Here is a 16,314-nt window from a genome sequence, read left to right as displayed (position 1 = left end):
GGGAGGTGCGAGGGGAAGCGGGCCTACCGGAGCGGACCACGGCGCGCTATTTTGTGATCAGTAGAGTCGGCTGTGAGGAGTCGTCGTGATTGCTCGTGTCCCCCGCGCGCCGCGTGTCGCGGCCGGAGCGATGGTCCTGGCCTTCGTGGCCTCGGTGACCGTCGGCGCCCCCGCGGCCGTCGCGGCGACCGGCGACGCCGAACCGCACACCGGCACCGGCTGCGGCTCGCAGTCCCTCGTGCTGGACGCCTGACCCGGAACGGACCACACCCCCGTGACCCTGGGTGGTCACGGGGGTGTGGCGTGCCCGTCGGACGGTGTGACGGGCCGGGCGGGAGCCCGGTTCAGACGCGGGCGTGTGGCCCGTGCTGTCGCAGGCCGGCCCTCAGGGTGTCGAGGCAGCTCGCGAGTGATCGGGTGGACAGGTCGCGGATGCGGCCGTAGGACTCCTCCGGGTACTGCCGGGGGCCGTCCTCCACGAGCATGATCAGGTAGAGGTAGACCCGGTAGAGGGCGAGCCGGATACGGGCTCCGTCGCCGAGGTCCGCTTCACCGCCCTCCGCCCGGTAGCCGACGAGCAGCGGGTCGTCCTCGCGTAACTCGCCGAACAGGGTGGGAGTGACGAAGTCGGCCAGGGGATCGCCCCAGAAGGCCCTCTCGAAGTCGATGACCGCCTGGATGCGCCGGTCGCCGTCGAGGAACACGTTGCCGGGCCACACGTCGAAGTGGACCAGCGCCGGGGCGACCACCTCGTCGAGGACGTGCGTGTTCCTGTGGACGAGCCCGGCGATCTCCACGATCGTCGCGGGGAGCCGGGTATTGTAGTGGACGGCGTCGTCCAGCACCGCGCCCATCATGACGAGGAACGCGTCCCGCCACGTCCGGCCGGTCAGCCCCGCGTACGGGTAGCCGAAGACGCCGGTGCCCGGGATCGCGTGCAGCCGGGCGAGATGGCGGCCCAGCTCGAACCGGACCGCGTTCTCCTCCGCCGGGCCGAGAGGGGTGTCGCTCCACGAGGTGCCGTCGAGGGCGGACAGGACGAGGTAGTCGCCGCCGAGCGCCGGGTCGTCGAACGAGGCGCGCAGCAGGTCGGGCATCGGCAGCCCCGCGGGCTTGGCCAGGTGGTAGACCATCGCCTCGGTGCGCAGCAGGTGCCGTTCGTAGGTCAGCATCCGGAGGTCCGGCGGCGGCCCCACCTTGAGCACCACCTGGCGCCCGTCGTCCAGCCCGAGCCGCCACACGGCGTTGGCGAAGCCGTCGGTGAGCTCTTCCGAAGAGGTCAGCCCGCAGCCCAGCGCGTCACGGGCGATCTCGCCGAGCTGCGCGGGGGACAGTCGTCTCTTGGTCCTGCTGTCCATCAGCCTTCCTCGTTGACGGCCGCGATGGTCCACGTGGCCTCGTGCTTGTCCCCCGGCTGCAGGACGATCAGATCGGTGCCCGAGTTGAACGCGTCGGGCGGGCAGGTCATGGGCTCCACGGCCAGCCCCTGGTGGCCGAGCCCCGTACCGGTGCAGATCTGCACCCACGGCATGACCGCCGGGTCCCAGGTCAGGTCCACCCCGCCCTCCGGGCCGCGCACGCGCACCCGGCCGTCCGCCACGCCGGTGAAGGCGTGGTCGACGGCGGTCTCCCCGATGACGCGCGGGGCCCTGAAGTCGTACGGCGTGCCCGCCACGTCGACCAGGTCGGTGGGGGCGAGCAGTTCGTCGGTGAGCAGCACCCGGCCGGCCGGAAGCTCCAGCTCGTACGTGGTCACGTCCGGCCCGGCGAGCAGCCAGGGGTGCGGCCCGCAGCCGTACGGCGCGGCGTTCTCGCCGACGTTCTGCGCGGTGAGGGTGGTGGACAGGCCCTCCTCGGAGAGCGCGTGCCGCACCTCCAGGGCGATCCTGTGGGGATAGCCTTCGACGGGCTCCACGATGTACGTCAGCCGGACGTGGCCGTGGTGGTCCTCCACCACGAGCAGTTCCGCGCACTCCCAGTCGCGGTCGGAGACCAGGCCGTGCAGGGCGTGACCGCGGTCGGGCTCGTTCACCGGCAGGTGGTGACGCCGTCCGTCGAAGGCGTACTCGGCCCCGACCACCCGGTTCGGCCAGGGAGCGAGCATCGTGCCGCTGTAGTAGGGGACCGGCCCGCCCTCCGGCCAGCTCGTCACCAGGTCGCGGTCTCCGTGACGCAGCACCCGGAGCGCGCCGCCCCGCTCGCTGATCGTGGCCTGGTAGCCGCCGCCGGTGATCGTGTAATCAGGCACGGGGGGAGTCCTTTCGCTGACGCGAGGTCAAGAAACGGGTCATCTGCCGGTGTGCAGGGACTTTATCCCAGCTCATCGCCCTTGATCCAAGCGGGGTGGGAGATGAGTGGGAGCGCTCCCACCGGAGGTAAAGCTAAGTCTTTCCGACGAACGCGTCAACTTATTCCGGGATTGTGGTGTAGATCGGTATAACGGCTTTGAATTTGCCGTTCAACGGCGTCCCGCTGCACGTGCATGGGAAACCGCCCACCCGACCACGCTGAAAGTTTCAGCCGCTCACGGCACGTGTCGCCGCCCCTCGCCGGACGAGGGCCGGCGGGCGGGCGCGGGACACGCGGGCGTGCGCGCCGTGCTCTCCGGGCCGGGCGGCCCGGAGCGATGGCAGGGCAAGCCGAGCCCGTAGGCCCGGCAGTGGACGGGCGGCCCGGAGTCAGGGCCCGCCAGAGCCGAGCCGGATCCGGCGAGGGCCGGCCGGCCGGGGCGGAACCGGCCGGGCGGATGGCACAGCCCTGCGAGGCGGGTGGCACGACCCTGCGAGGCGGGCTGCGGGGGTGGGTCCACGGGGCACGGGTGGCGCCGCTTCCGCGCGGAGCGCGGCGCCCTCGCGTCAGCGCAGTTCGCCGCTCTTCACGACGTCGCGGTACCAGAGCGCGCTGTCCTTGGGGGTGCGCTTCTGCGTCGAGTAGTCCACGTAGACGATGCCGAATCGCTGGCTGTAGCCCTGCGCCCACTCGAAGTTGTCGAGCAGCGACCACACGTGGTAGCCCTCGACCTGCGCGCCGTCCTCCATGGCGCGGTGCATGGCGGCCAGGTGGTCGCGCAGGAACGTGATGCGCCGCTCGTCGCGGACGCGGCCGTCGGGGCCGGGCGCGTCCTCCGTGGGCAGGCCGTTCTCCGTGATGATCATCGGTACGCCGGGGTAGTCGCGCTGCACCCGCACCAGGATGTCGTGGAAGCCCTCGGGGTAGATTTCCAGCCATTCGGCCTGGGTCCGCTCGTGCAGGAAGACCCGCTCGCCCTTGGCGTCCACGAAGATCGGCGTGTAGTACTGCACGCCGAGGATGTCGATGGGCTCGCTGATGACGGCGAGGTCGCCGTCCAGGATGTAATCGGCCATCGGGCCGCGCTCGGAGATCCAGCGCAGCGTGTCCTCGGGGTAGGAGCCCTTGAAGATGGGGTCGAGGTAGAGCCGGTTCTCCAGGCCGTCCTGGTGGCGGGCCGCCTCAAGCGCCTCGGGAGTGTCGTCGGCCGGGTACGTCGGGTGGAGGTTGAGCGCCGGCCCGATCCGGCGTCCCGCGTGCCGCTCGTGCAGCACCCGCGAGGCGAGGCCGTGGGCGAGCAGCAGGTGGTGGCAGGCGACGAACGCGCGCGCGTCGTCCTTGAAGCCGGGCGCGTGCTGACCTTCCCGGTAGCCGCAGTCGACGACCGTCTTGGGCTCGTTGATCGTCAGCCAGTCCCTGATCTCCAGGGCGTCGAAGCAGATCTCGGCGTACTCGGCGAAGCGCTCGGCGGTGTCCCTGTTCTCCCAGCCCCCTCGGTCCTGCAGCGCCTGCGGCAGGTCCCAGTGGAAGAGCGTGGCCATCGGCCGGATGCCGCGTTCGACGAGCCCGTCGACGAGCCTGCGGTAGAAGTCGAGGCCCTTCTGGTTGGCCTTGCCCGAGCCGGTCGGCTGGATCCGCGGCCATGCGATCGAGAAGCGGTAGCTGCCCAGACCGAGATCGGCAATCAGGTCCAGGTCGTCGTTGTAGCGATGGTAGTGGTCGGCGGCCTGGTCACCGTTGTCGCCGTCGAGCACGTTTCCGGGAACCGCGCAGAACGTGTCCCACACCGAGGGCCCGCGGCCGTCCTCCGTGGTCGCGCCTTCGACCTGGTACGCCGCGGTCGACGCACCCCAGACGAAGTCGGTCGGAAACCGTGCGGGTGAGTTCATGAGAACCTCCGGTGGATACCCCCGCCTTCGGGCGGGAGCGGAATCGGACCCCTTGCGGAGCGGGGCATGGGCAGGCGGTTGTCTGCCAGGCGGAACGCCGTACGAACAATCGTGCGAACCTTGGCCGGGCGGGTGGCATGATGTGCGGCGTGGCGCAGATCGTGAGGCGGGCTTACCGGTACCGCTTCTACCCGACTCCCGAGCAGGCGTCCGAGCTTGCCCGGACGTTCGGGTGCGTGCGCTTCGTCTACAACAGGGCCCGTCCGATTCCCGATCTGACCGACCAGGGCGTCAGGGTCCCCAATCACTCGCTGGCCCGCGCCATTTCCGATGCGAGCTGGCGGGAGCTGCGGTCGATGCTGGAGTACAAAGCACAGTGGAACGGGCGGTGAAACGCCTGTGGAGCTGGGGTAAGACCTCGACGAGAGCCCTCTCGGACGGGGCGACCGGCGATGAAGCAGGAAGCCCGCCCGGTGACGGTCGGAATGCCCTCCCTTCAGGGAGGGGATGAGGTCAACCATTCTCGGTGAGGAAACGCGCGGGGGATTCGAGCGCCGACCGGAGTTCGCCGAGGAACTCCGCGGCGTCGCGGCCGTTGACGAAACGGTGGTCGTACGCGAGGCCGATCGCGGCGGTCTTCCGTACGGCGAAGCCCGAGCCGTCGGGGACGACTTCCGGGCGGGGCGCGGTCAGCGAAAGCGCGCACGTCTGGCCGGGGAAGACGATCGGGACGGCGTGCACGATGCCGTCGCTGGTGTGCAGGGTGAGCGTGATATTGCCTCCCTCGAGGTCGCTTTCCCGGAAGGACCCGGTGAGGGCCGTCTTGCGGAAACCGACCAGGTCGCGGGCGATCTCGGCGAGCGGCCGGTCGGCCACGTCACGGACGACCGGGATGAACAGCCCACGGCCCACGTCGACGGTCACGCCCACGTTGGCGGCGGTGGCCCGCCGCAGGCGCGGGCGAGGGCCGGGGCCGGGCTGGGCGAAGAACACCGGGAAGCGGTCGAGCAGCCCACCCGTCGCCTTCACCACCATCTCGGGCAGGCCGACCAGGGCGCGCAGCCGCCGGGTGAGGTCGCGGGCGAGTGACAGCACCTCGGTCACGTCGACGCTCATCACGGTGAAGGCCGCGGGGATCTCGCGCCGGGACCGCTCGACGACCTCGGCCGTCCGCTGCTGCGCCCGGGACAGCGTGATCCACTCCGCGTCGTCGTCCCGGCCAGCGTCGTCGGGCCCCGCCTCGGCCAGGGCGGGACCGGCCCGGCCCGCACCGTTCGGGGTCGAGCCGGCCGTGGCCGAGAGGCCGTCCACGTGCCCCGGCGTGCTCGGCCGGTCGCTCGCGGACGCGTCTCCGCTCGTGGCGGTGCTCCCGGCCCCGGCGGTGCTCCCGGCCCCGGCGGTGCTCCCGGCCCCGGCGGTGCTCCCGGTGGGGGAGGGGCGCGCCGGGCCGCCGAGCAGTTCCTCGACGTCGGCCCGCCTGATCACCTTGCGGCCCAGGGCGTACACCCGCTCCATGGCGACGCCGTGCGCCTCGATCAGCTCACGGGCGGGCATGGTGACGACGACGCCGGAGCCGTCGCCCGAGCCGCCGGGACCGACAGGAACACTGGGACCGCCCGGAACGGAGTCGCCGGGAGCCGCCGGGAGCCCCGGCCCGCGCGGGTCGCCGCCCGCGCTCTGCGCGCTTCCCGTACTCCTCACGGTGCCTGCCGGGTCTTCCGGGGCGGCCTCGTCACCCGGCCCGAGCAGCTGGGCGATCACCTGCCCCGGCTCGCACTCGGCGCCCTCGGCGAGCAGCCGCCGCAGGACGCCGTCCCGCGGGGCGACGACCTCCTCGGTGGCCTTCGAGGTCTCCAGCAGCACGACCGGATCGCCGTCGCGCACCGCCTGGCCGTCCTCGGCCAGCCACTCGACCAGGACGTACGTCGTGTCGTTGTTGTTGAGCTTGGGCACGGGGAAGCCGGTCACGACAGGGCCTCCCGAACCGCGGCCCGGATGTGGCCGGCCTGCACGAGCACCTCGCGTTCGAGATGGGGGGCGGCGGGAATCACGCTGTCCGCCGAGTTGACCAGGGTGATCGGGCGGCGCAGGCGGCCCCACAGGCGCGGGTAGAGCGCCGTGGCCACCTCGGCCGCCCAGGTGCCGCCCTCGGTGCCGTCGTCCACCACGCAGACGTGCGGCGCGTCCTCCAGCCCGGGCAGGTGGGGCACCGGGTAGAGCTGGGCCGGCACGAGCAGTTCGCAGACCAGTTCGTCCTCCAGCAGCAGCGCCCGCATGGCGTCGAGCGTCCGGTGGACGAGCCCGCCGTGGGTGACCAGCGTGCAGTCGGGCGGGCCCGCGCCGTCGACGTACACCCGCGCCACGTCGTCGGTCACCTCGAACCGGAACAGGTCGCCGGTGTCGTGCATCTGCCGGGTGTAGAGGACCTTGTCCTCGAAGAACAGGCAGGGCCGGGCCAGCTCGAACATCCGGGTGAGCAGGTCGCCGGCGTCGTGGAACGGCGTCATCTCGAACAGGGACAGCCCCGGCACCCCGATGAAGTGCTTCTGCGGGTTCTGGCTGTGGGTGGGACCGTAGCCGCGGTTGCCACCCGTGGGGCAGCGGACCACGAGCGGCACCGGCACGGGCCTGCCGTACATCGAGGTGGACTTGGCGGCGAAGTTCGTGATCTGGTCGAACGCCAGGGCGACGAAGTCGGAGAACATGATCTCGACGATGGCCTTGTCGCCGGCCAGGGCCAGCCCGGCGCCGACCCCCGCGATGGCGCCCTCGCTCAGCGGAGTGGACCGCACCCGGGAACCGAACCGGCTGGACAGCCCACGGGTCACCTTGAACGCGCCGCCGTACGGGTCGCTGACGTCCTCGCCGAGCAGGTGGACCGAGGGGTCGGACTCCATGAGATCGTGCAGCGCCTGGTTGAGGTGCTCGGAGACTCTGGTCACGACCGGCCCTCCGGCGACGGAGCGGCGAGGGCGGCCGAGGCGGCGGCGGGCCGGGCGGAGACCTCGGCGACCACCCGTTCGACGAGGTCTCGCTGCTCCCCGTCGATCCGGGCGAACCGCTCGGGATCGGCCTCGGCGTACCGGTCGTACCAGTCGGACTCCCGGACCCGGCGGATCTCCTCCGGCGAGCGGGTGTCGTCGCCCTTGCTGTGCGGTCCGAGACGGTGCGTGGCGAACTCCACGACCAGCGGGGACGGCTCGGCCCGTACGGCGTCCACCAGCGGGGCGAGGCCCGCCCTGATCTCATCGACGTCGGTGGAGGTGATGTGGTGGTGGCGGACGCCGAAGGCCGCCGCCCGGGCGGCGATCGTGCCGGCCATCTGGACGGACGTCGGGGTCGACTGGGCGATGCCGTTGTGCTCCACCACGACCAGCAGCGGCACCCGCCACAGGGACGCCATGTTGAGCGCCTCGTAGACGGCGCCCTCACCCCAGGTGCCGTCCCCGATGTACGCGCAGGCCAGCGCGCCCGTGCCGGCCAGTTTCAGGGCCACCCCGGTCGCCACCGGCAGGCTCTCGCCCTGTACGCCGGTGGACAGGAAGCGCTGGTGGTAGATGTGCTGGCTGCCGCCGACGCCTCCGCACAGAGCGCCCTCCCGGCCCATGATCTCGGCGAGCAGGCCGTCCGGGTCGGGATGGCGGGCGAGGAAGTGGCCGTGCCCGCGGTGGTTGCTGAACACGAAGTCGTCGTCCCGGAGCAGGGCCGAAAGGGCGACCGGGACGTACTCCTGCCCGAGGCAGGTATGGGTGGTGCCGCTCAGCACACCCCGCTCGAACAGGCGGAGCAGGGCTCGCTCGAAGTGCCGGATGAGAAGCAGCGAGCGGAGATCCTGGTCGCTCACGGCGGGCCGTGGGCTCCGAGGGGGTGCGGCGGCGGTGACGGTCAAAGGTGGTCCGCTCCTGGTGCGTCACTGACGGAGGGGCGCGCTCGGTCACCGGGTTCCCGGCCTAGGGACAGGAGCACCCATTCTGGGAGCGCTCCCACGGAGCGTAGGTGGGGTAAGGGGTGCTGTCAATCCTCGGTGATAGGGCGATTTGGCTGGTTGTAGCCCATATTGTCCGTGATCTGCGGCAATATCCTCACATTCCCCGTCCTGGGTCTAATAACGGACAGAAACTTCCATGACTCTTGACGAACGAAAGGTCCCATCCCTAGCCTCCGTTGCCGTGGGAGCGTTCCCACTTATGCGTCTTGTTTGAGGGGGGTTACCGGCGCGAAGAGCGGCGAAATTCGCGCCGCGCGCGCCGGCATCAGGCGGGAGGCCCGCCGGCGGTGATTCGGTCACCGTCGTGTCGTCGGCCGCCCGCATATCCGCACCGGCCCGCCGGCGTGCCGGTGCGCGAAGCGCACAGAGGAATGCCATGTTCATAACGCAGGATTCACCCGAGGTGCCGGCGCCGTGACCCGAACCGGTCTCTCACCTGCCAAGCAGGCCCTGCTGGCGCAGCGGCTCAAGGCCGGGAAAGCCGCGAGGGTCACCGTGCCGCCGCGCCCGGCCGGCACCCACCCGCCGCTCTCGCACGCCCAGGAGCGCCTGTGGTTCCTGGAGCAGTACGCGCCGGGCACCACCGCCTACACCGTCGCCTTCGCCGTACGGCTGGAGGGCGGCGAGATCGACGAGACGGCCCTGGAGCGCGCGCTCGCCGAGGTCGCCCGGCGCCACGAGAGCCTCCGCACCCGGTTCGTCACCACCGACGACGGCACCCCGGAGATCGTGCTGGACGACGATCCGCCGGTCGGGTTCCGGGTGTCCGATGACGCCGCCGCCGTGCACGAGATCGTGCAGGAGGAGCTGGACCGGCCGTTCGACCTCGCGAACGGCCCGCTGCTGCGGGTGCTCCTGGTCCGGCTCGGCGCCCGGGAGCACGTGCTGGTCCTGACGATGCACCACGCCGTGACCGACGGCTGGTCCTGCGACATCGTGATGGAGGAACTGCTCGCCCTGCACGAGGCGTACCGGACCGGGACCGAGGCCGATCTCGCCGCCCCGCCGGTGCAGTACGGCGACTACGCGGTGTGGGAACGCGGGCGGACCCACGACGACGACATCCGCTACTGGCGGGAGCGGCTCGCCGGGCTGCCGCCGCTGGAGCTGCCGACCGACCTGCCGCGCCCGCCGGAGCAGGGCGCCGCGGGCGCCGCCCACCGCTTCGTGCTCGACCGCGCGCTCGCGGACGCGCTGACCGAGCTGGGCCGGGCCAACGGCGCGACGCTGTACATGACGCTGCTCGCCGCGTTCGAAGTGCTGCTCGCGCGGTACTCCGGTCAGGACGACTTCGCGGTGGGATCCCCGGTGTCCGGACGCGAACTGCCGGAGCTGGAGCGGGTGGTCGGCCTCTTCATCAACTCGCTGCCGATGCGGGCCGACCTGTCCGGCGACCCGGCCTTCACCGAGCTGCTCGGCCGGGTGCGCGAGACGGCGCTGGACGCCTACGCCCACCAGGAGCTGCCCTTCGACCGGCTCGTCGGCGAGCTCGGGGTCGAGCGCGACGTGAGCAGGTCACCGGTGTTCCAGGTGATGTTCGCGCTGCAGAACTACCGGTCGGCCCCGCTGCGCGGGCAGGGCCTGACCCTGTCGGCGTATCCGTTCGAGGTGACCGCGAGCCGGTTCGACCTCGGGCTGTACCTGATGGATCTGGGCGACGGCCTGCACGGCAACCTCACCTACCGCACCGAGCTGTTCCGCCCGGCCACCGTCGCACGCCTCGCGGAGTGCTTCGAGAACCTGCTGCGGTCGATCGTCGCCGCCCCGGACACGCGGGTGTCGGACCTGGAGCTGCTCCCGGAGGCGGAGCGGCGCCGCGTGCTCGGCTTCGCCGGCGTGCCGGTGGACGGGCCCGCCGCCGACGCATCCGGCGCGACCCCGGCGCGGCTCGCTGAGCCGCCGGCCGCCGAGCATGCGCACGAGCCGGCCGCCGCGCGTCCGCACGAGTGGGATACCGCGCGTCCGCACGACTGGAACGCCGTGAGCCTGCACGAGGTGATCGCGGCGCAGGCGGCCCGCACTCCGACCGCGACCGCCGTCGTGTGCGGCGACGACGCTCTCACGTACGCCGAGCTGGACGCGGCGGCCGACCGGCTCGCCCGGCGGCTGCGCGCGCTCGGCGCGCGGCGTGACGACCGCGTGGCGATCTGCCTGGAGCAGTCCACCGGGCTCGCGGTCGCGGTGCTCGGCGTGCTGAAGTCCGGAGCCGCCTATCTGCCGCTCGATCCGGAGCACCCGAAGAGCCGGCTCGGCTACGTGCTGGCCGACGCCGGGGCCGCCCTCGTCGTCACCAGCGCCGACCTGCTGGACCGTCTACCGGACGACGTCACCCCCGTGTACCTCGACGACGACCGGGCGCTGGAGCCGCCCGCCGCCGACGGGGAGACCGGGACGCCGGGCGACCTCGCGTACGTGATCTACACCTCCGGCACCACCGGGCGGCCCAAGGGCGTCGCCGTGCAGCACCACGAGGTGCTGGTCTACCTCGCCGGAGTGCGCGAGAGGCTGGAGGTGGAACCCGGTTCGTCCTTCGCCCTGCTCCAGTCGCTCGCCTTCGACTTCGGCGTCACGGTCTTCTACCTGTGCCTGATGACCGGTGGCACCCTTCATCTGGTGCCCTCGCGCACCGCCGGCCCGGAGCTGGCGGAGATCTTCCGCCGGACCGGGATCGACTACCTCAAGATCACACCGTCGCACCTCGCCACTCTGCTCGCGTCGGTGAGCGAGGCCGCCCTCCCCGCGTCCGGTCAGGCCGTCGGCGCCGGACCGGCCGACCTGCTGCCCAGGAAGCTGCTGCTGCTGGGCGGTGAGGCGGCCCCGCGCGGCTGGGCGGCCGAGCTGGAGGCCACGAGCCGTTGCCGGGTCGTCAACCACTACGGGCCCACCGAGGCCACCGTCGGCGTGACCACCTACGACGTCGCCCGGCTCCCGGCTCCCGACGGCCCGGCCGAGGCGAGCGTGAGCCTGCCGATCGGCTCGCCGCTGCCGGGGGCGCGGGCGTACGTGCTGGACGAGCGGCTGCGGCCGGTCCCCGCAGGGGTGCCGGGCGAGGTCTATCTCGGCGGCGACCGGCTGGCCCGCGGCTACCTGAACCGTCCGGGTCTCACCGCCGACCGGTTCGTCCCCGACCCGTACGGCCCGCCCGGCGCGCGCATGTACCGCACCGGGGACCTCGGCCGATGGTCCGACTCCGGCGACCTCGAGTTCCTGGGCCGCCGCGACCTGCAGGTGAAGATCCGCGGCTACCGCGTCGAGCTCGGCGAGATCGAGTCGGTGCTGACCGACCACCCGGACGTCGCCCAGGCCGTCGTCGAACCGCGTGGGGAACAGCTCGTCGCCTACCTCGTCCCCGCCGCCGGAAACGCGACCGCAAGCGCGGCCCAAGGCACGGCCGGGCCGGCCGCCGGGACCACGCCAGGGAGCACACCGGACGGCGGGCCCGGGGAGCGGCCCGGCGAACGGCCCAGTGCCGCGGCCGTGCGCGCCTGGCTGGCCGACCGGCTGCCCGCGTACATGATCCCCTCCAGGTACGCCTGGCTGGACGAGCTGCCGCTCAAGTCGCACGGCAAGGTGGACCGCTCGCGCCTGCCCGAGCCGGAGGCCGACGTCCCGGCGGCCGAGTACGTCGCCCCGGAGCCCGGCCCCGAGGAGGACGTGGCGGGCGTCTGGGCGGAGGTGCTCGACGTCGAGCGGGTGGGGGCGCACGACGACTTCTTCGCGCTGGGCGGCCACTCGCTGCTCGCGATGCGGGTCATCGCCCGGCTGCGCAGGGCGTACCCGGACCGGCCGGTCACCGTGCTCGACGTGTTCAAGCACCGCACCGTCCGCGAGCTGGCCCGGCTGCTCACGGCCGAGGGGGACGTGCCGCGCTCCCTGCTGCACCGGCTCACCCCCGCCCGCACCGCGACCACCACCCTGGTCTGCGTGCCGTACGGCGGGGGCAGCGCGGTCGTCTACCAGCCGCTCGCCGACGCGCTGCCCGCCGACTGGGCGCTCTACTCGGTCGCCGTGCCCGGCCACGAACTGGGCGAGGAGCCCCGGCCGTTCGACGAGGTCGTCCTCGGCTGCGTGGCCGAGATCGCCGAGATCATGGAGCGTAACGGCGGTTCGCTCGTTCTGTACGGCCACTGCGGCCTCGGCGTCATGCTGTCCGCCGAGATCACTCGGAAACTGGAGGCGGACGGCCACACAGTGGACGCGCTGTACCTCGGCGGCGTGTTCCCCTTCGCCCGGCCGGGTCGCGGCATGAGCTGGATCGGGACGTTCTTCGATCACCTCACCAGCGACCAGCAGCGGGTGAACATGCTCACCGCGGCCGGGCTCGACGTCGAGGACCTCGGCCGGGAGCAGATCAAGCTGATCGTGCGCAACCGCCGGGAGGGCACCCGCGCCGCCGAGCGGTACTTCACCCGGATCTTCGAGGAGGGCGGCGGCCCGGCGCTGCGCGCGCCGGTGATCGCCGTGGTCGGCGAACGCGACCCGGCGGCCGAGTTCTACCAGGAACGCTACAAGGAGTGGCACTGCCTGTCGGACGAGACGGCGTGCGTCGTGCTCGACGAGGCCGGGCACTTCTTCCTGCGATACCGGAACACCGAGCTGGCCGACATCGTCACCGGCACGCACACCGCCCTCGCCTCCGGGCGCACCGAGGGGATGGAACGGGACGAGAGCCGCACCTGGTGGCTCCAGGGCGTCTCACGACGACCCGAAGCCGAGGCCCAGGCCGCCGCAACCGGTCGGAGCGGCGTGGACGACGTTATCCAGGACGGCCCGGCAGGCGCCACACGGAACGGTGCGCGGGGCGTCGGCCATGACGGCCCGACGGTCACCGCGAGGAACAGCGCGCAAGGCCCCGGCCACGAGGGTCCGGGAGCCACGAGTCCGGAGGCCGCCGGTCAGGGCGGCTCGGCCGGCACCGCGCGGGACGGCATGGCCGGGCGGGACGGGCAGGCGGGGCGCGACGGGCAGGCCGGTTCGGCGGACTCGTCTCCACGGGTCGGCCCGCCTCCCAGCATGCGCCGCTTCCTCGTCGTCGCGGCGGGCCAGCTCGTCTCGATCACCGGCTCGGCGCTGACCGAGTTCGCCATCCCGCTGTGGATCTATCTCACGACGGGGTCGCTGGCCAGGTTCGCGTTGTTCTCCGTGCTCGGCCTGCTGCCCGGCATGCTCGTCGCACCTCTGGCCGGCGCCATCGTCGACCGGTTCGACCGGCGCAGGGTCATGCTCGCCGGTGACCTGGCCGCCGGCGGCACCCAGCTCGCGCTGGGGGTGCTGCTGTGGACCGGCAACCTGCAGATCTGGCACATCTACCCGCTGCTGGTCTGCCTGTCCATCGCGCTGACCTTCCAGCGGCTCGCGTACGGCTCGGCGATCCCGCAGCTCGTGCCGAAACGGTTCCTCGGGCACGCCAACGGCGTCGTCCAGATGGCCGCCGGCACCGCGCAGCTCATCGTGCCGCTGATCGCCGTCGGGCTGATGGCGGCGATCGGGCTGGAGGGCATCCTCGTCATCGACGTGGCGAGCTACGCCGTCGCCACGCTCACCATCCTGCTGGTCCGCTTCCCGGCGACGATGGCGTGGAAGCGGCGGGAGAGCGTGCTCGCGGAGATGATGGGCGGCATCCGCCACTCCTGGGGCAACCGGGGCTTCCGCGCGATGCTGTTCTACTTCGCGGTGCTGAACATCTTCCTGTCCCCGCTGTTCCTGATGATCTCGCCGCTGGTGCTGTCGTTCGCGTCGCTGGCGGAGGTCGGCCGGGTGTCGTTCGCGGGCGGGCTCGGCGCCTTCCTCGGCGGCCTGGCCATGGCCGCGTGGGGCGGGCCGCGCCGCCGCAGGCTGCACGGCGTGCTGCTGTCCACGCTCGCCCTGTCGGTGTTCTGCCTGCTGACCGGGCTGCGCGCGGACCTGTTCCCGATCGCCGCCGGGGCGTTCGGCATGTCGCTGTGCCTCACCCTGCTGAACGGCGTCTACGCCACGATCATCCAGGTCAAGGTGCCGCAGCGGTTCCACGGCCGGGTCATCGCGCTGAACACGCTGGTCGCCTGGTCCACCCTGCCCATCGGGTTCGGCCTGGTCGCGCCGTACGGCGCGCAGGTCTTCGAGCCGCTGCTCGCTCCCGGCGGACCGCTCGCCGGGACGGTGGGCGCGGTGCTCGGCACCGGGCCCGGCCGCGGGATCGGCTTCATGTACGCCTGCTTCGCCCTGGCGATCGCCGCCGTGGCACTGGTCGGCATGCGGATCGGGGTGCTGCGCCGGTTCGACGACGAGGTGCCTGACGCCCTGCCGGACGACGTCGTCGGCTACCAGGCCCTGACCCGGCGGATCGCGTCGGTCCGGGCGGCCGGCGCCGGCCGGAAGGACGGTGCGGGAGACGGCCCGGCAGGCGGCCCGGCAGACGGTGCGGTGGACGTCCGGCCCGCGCCGGGACGGGCGCTGCTCGACGCGGCCGCCCCGAATGAGCCGGCCCGTGAGCCGGCCCCCGTGCCGACCCTCACGTCCGGCCGGGCAGCCGAGAAGGAGCAGGTATGACGCGCACGACGAGGACGCGGAGGACGCCCACGCTCACCGTGCCGGAGTTGCTGCGGCTGCGCGCCCAGCAGGAGCCGGACGGCGTCGCGATGATCGTGGAGGGGCAGGGGACGCTCACCTTCGCGGAGTGGGAGCGCAGGTCGGCGGCGCTCGCCGCCGGGCTGGCGGAGAGGGGCGTGGCCCCGGGCGACCGGGTGGCGGTGCACTTCGGCAGCCGCGACTGGATCGACTTCGCCGTGGCGTTCTGCGGGGTGCTCGAAGCGGGCGCGGTGGCCGTGCCGATGTCCGACCGGCTGGCGCCGGCCGAGATCCGCTACATGATCGGGCACTGCTCGGCGTCGGCGGTGCTGCTCGGCCGGGACCTCACCCTGCCGCCGGACCGCTCCGGCTCGGCTCCGGGCCCGGCGGCGCCGGAGCCGTGGACCGCGACCCCGGCGGAGCTCGAGTCCGTCGCCGGGCCCGGCTCCCGCCCGGACGCTTCGCCGGTGCGGCCCGGCGACCTGGCGCAGATCCTCTACACCTCGGGCACGACCGGCCGGCCCAAGGGGGTCGGCGCCAGCCACGCCAACCTCGCCTACGGGTGCGTCACGCAGCCCAGGCACCGCAGGTTCGCCCACTCACGGCACCTGCTGCACGCCTTCCCGATCGGCACCAACGCCGGCCAGACCATGTTGATCAACGCGCTCGACGCCCGGCCCACGGTGCTGACCCCCGCGCGGTTCACCCCCGGCAGGTTCGCCCGGCTCATCGAGACGTACCGTCCCGGCACCGTGTTCCTGGTGCCCTCCATGGCGGTCGAACTCCTCGACGCCGGGCTGCACGAGCGGCACGACATGTCCGGCGTGGTGCTGCTGGGCTCGGCGGCGGCGGCGCTGCCCCCCGCCCTGGCGGAGCGGCTCGCGGCGGCCTTCCCGAACGCGACGGTGACGAACTACTACACGTCCACCGAGGCGGCCCCCGCCCAGACCATCATGATCTACGACCGGGCCCGGCCGGCCGCGCTGGGACGGCCCGCGTTCGACGGGTCGCTGCGCATCGCCGACGAGGAGGGCAACCCGCTCCCGCCCGGGGAGACCGGCGAGGTGTGGATGCGGTCGCCCGCCGCCAGCAGGTCCTACTACGGCGACGAGGAGGCCAGCGCCCGCGCGTTCCGCGACGGCTGGGTGCGGATGGGCGACGTCGGATACGTGGACGCCGACGGCTACCTCTACCTCGTCGACCGCGAGAGCGACGTGGTCAAGACCGGCGCGTACAAGGTGTCCACGCTCCAGGTGGAGGCGGCGCTGTACGAGCACCCGGGGATCGCCGAGGCGGCCGTGTTCGGCCTCCCGCACCCGGTGCTGGGCTCCGTGCTGGGCGCCGCGGTCGTCGCCAGGTCGGGCCCCGCAGCGGTGGCGGCGACGGTTTCAGGGCCGGTCTCAGCGCCGGTTCCGGGGGCGGGGCAGGGGTTGTCGGCGAGCGAGGTACGCGCCTTCCTGATGGACCGGCTGGCCTGGCACGAGCTGCCCGAACGCATCCTCGTGGTCGACGACCTGCCCAGGAACCAGTCAGGAAAGGTCATCAAGAAGGAACTGCTCACGTTGCTGGGCGACTCCACGATCAGCAAAGAAGGCGAGTGAG

Annotated in this window: 9 protein-coding genes and 1 pseudogene; 4 read left to right on the top strand and 6 right to left on the bottom strand. The window is 72.6% G+C overall.

The features are described from left to right. The first annotated feature begins 85 nt into the window (after positions 1 to 85). Positions 86 to 253: a hypothetical protein gene (locus HHX40_RS11820; protein WP_165900698.1), complete on the top strand. Its 168-nt coding sequence runs from the start codon at positions 86 to 88 to the stop codon at positions 251 to 253. Between the two features lie 91 nt (positions 254 to 344). Here the strand turns inward: HHX40_RS11820 and HHX40_RS11815 are convergent, their stop codons facing one another. The 3 genes from HHX40_RS11815 to HHX40_RS11805 form a co-directional block, all read right to left on the bottom strand. Then, complete coding sequence (locus tag HHX40_RS11815; protein ID WP_182880597.1) at positions 345 to 1,358, bottom strand: phosphotransferase family protein; 1,014 nt, start codon at positions 1,356 to 1,358, stop codon at positions 345 to 347. Continuing rightward, on the bottom strand, positions 1,358 to 2,248 hold the full coding sequence (locus HHX40_RS11810; RefSeq protein WP_182875289.1) for an aldose 1-epimerase family protein: 891 nt from the start codon (positions 2,246 to 2,248) through the stop codon (positions 1,358 to 1,360). Before HHX40_RS11810 ends, HHX40_RS11815 begins: the two co-directional genes overlap by 1 nt. Before the next feature lie 607 nt (positions 2,249 to 2,855). Beyond that, a complete protein-coding gene (locus tag HHX40_RS11805) occupies positions 2,856 to 4,178 on the bottom strand; it encodes a GH1 family beta-glucosidase (protein ID WP_182880596.1) in 1,323 nt (440 codons plus the stop codon). Positions 4,179 to 4,318: 140 nt separating this feature from the next. Between HHX40_RS11805 and HHX40_RS38185 the strand changes: the two are divergent. After that, a pseudogene (locus HHX40_RS38185) lies at positions 4,319 to 4,438 on the top strand (helix-turn-helix domain-containing protein); the annotation flags it as partial. 253 nt (positions 4,439 to 4,691) lie between these two features. On the opposite strand, the gene HHX40_RS11790 reads toward HHX40_RS38185, so the two are convergent. The 3 genes from HHX40_RS11790 to HHX40_RS11780 are packed head-to-tail and all read right to left on the bottom strand — an operon-like array spanning position 4,692 to position 8,022. Further along, positions 4,692 to 6,146, bottom strand: a complete 1,455-nt coding sequence (locus HHX40_RS11790; protein ID WP_182880595.1) for a 2-oxo acid dehydrogenase subunit E2 — start codon at positions 6,144 to 6,146, stop codon at positions 4,692 to 4,694. Next, entirely contained in the window at positions 6,143 to 7,120 is a 978-nt protein-coding gene (locus HHX40_RS37640) for an alpha-ketoacid dehydrogenase subunit beta (RefSeq protein ID WP_111701027.1), read from the bottom strand. Before HHX40_RS37640 ends, HHX40_RS11790 begins: the two co-directional genes overlap by 4 nt. Continuing rightward, positions 7,117 to 8,022 (bottom strand): thiamine pyrophosphate-dependent dehydrogenase E1 component subunit alpha, encoded by a 906-nt coding sequence (locus HHX40_RS11780; protein ID WP_310738052.1) that lies wholly within the window; start codon positions 8,020 to 8,022, stop codon positions 7,117 to 7,119. The genes HHX40_RS37640 and HHX40_RS11780 overlap by 4 nt, the downstream gene beginning before the upstream one ends. 558 nt (positions 8,023 to 8,580) lie before the next feature. On the opposite strand from HHX40_RS11780, the gene HHX40_RS11775 reads away from it, so the two are divergent. Together HHX40_RS11775 and HHX40_RS11765 are read left to right on the top strand one after the other, a co-directional pair. Continuing rightward, complete coding sequence (locus HHX40_RS11775) at positions 8,581 to 14,694, top strand: non-ribosomal peptide synthetase (protein WP_310738051.1); 6,114 nt, start codon at positions 8,581 to 8,583, stop codon at positions 14,692 to 14,694. Then, entirely contained in the window at positions 14,691 to 16,313 is a 1,623-nt protein-coding gene (locus tag HHX40_RS11765) for a class I adenylate-forming enzyme family protein (RefSeq protein ID WP_182880593.1), read from the top strand. The genes HHX40_RS11775 and HHX40_RS11765 overlap by 4 nt, the downstream gene beginning before the upstream one ends. The last annotated feature ends 1 nt before the right edge of the window (position 16,314 follow it).

The sequence above is a fragment of the Microbispora sp. H10949 genome, assembly GCF_014161435.1.
GTDB classification, from domain to species: domain Bacteria; phylum Actinomycetota; class Actinomycetes; order Streptosporangiales; family Streptosporangiaceae; genus Microbispora; species Microbispora triticiradicis.
Note: the sequence above shows the minus strand (reverse complement) of the source record. Positions and strands in the feature narration are given on the sequence as shown.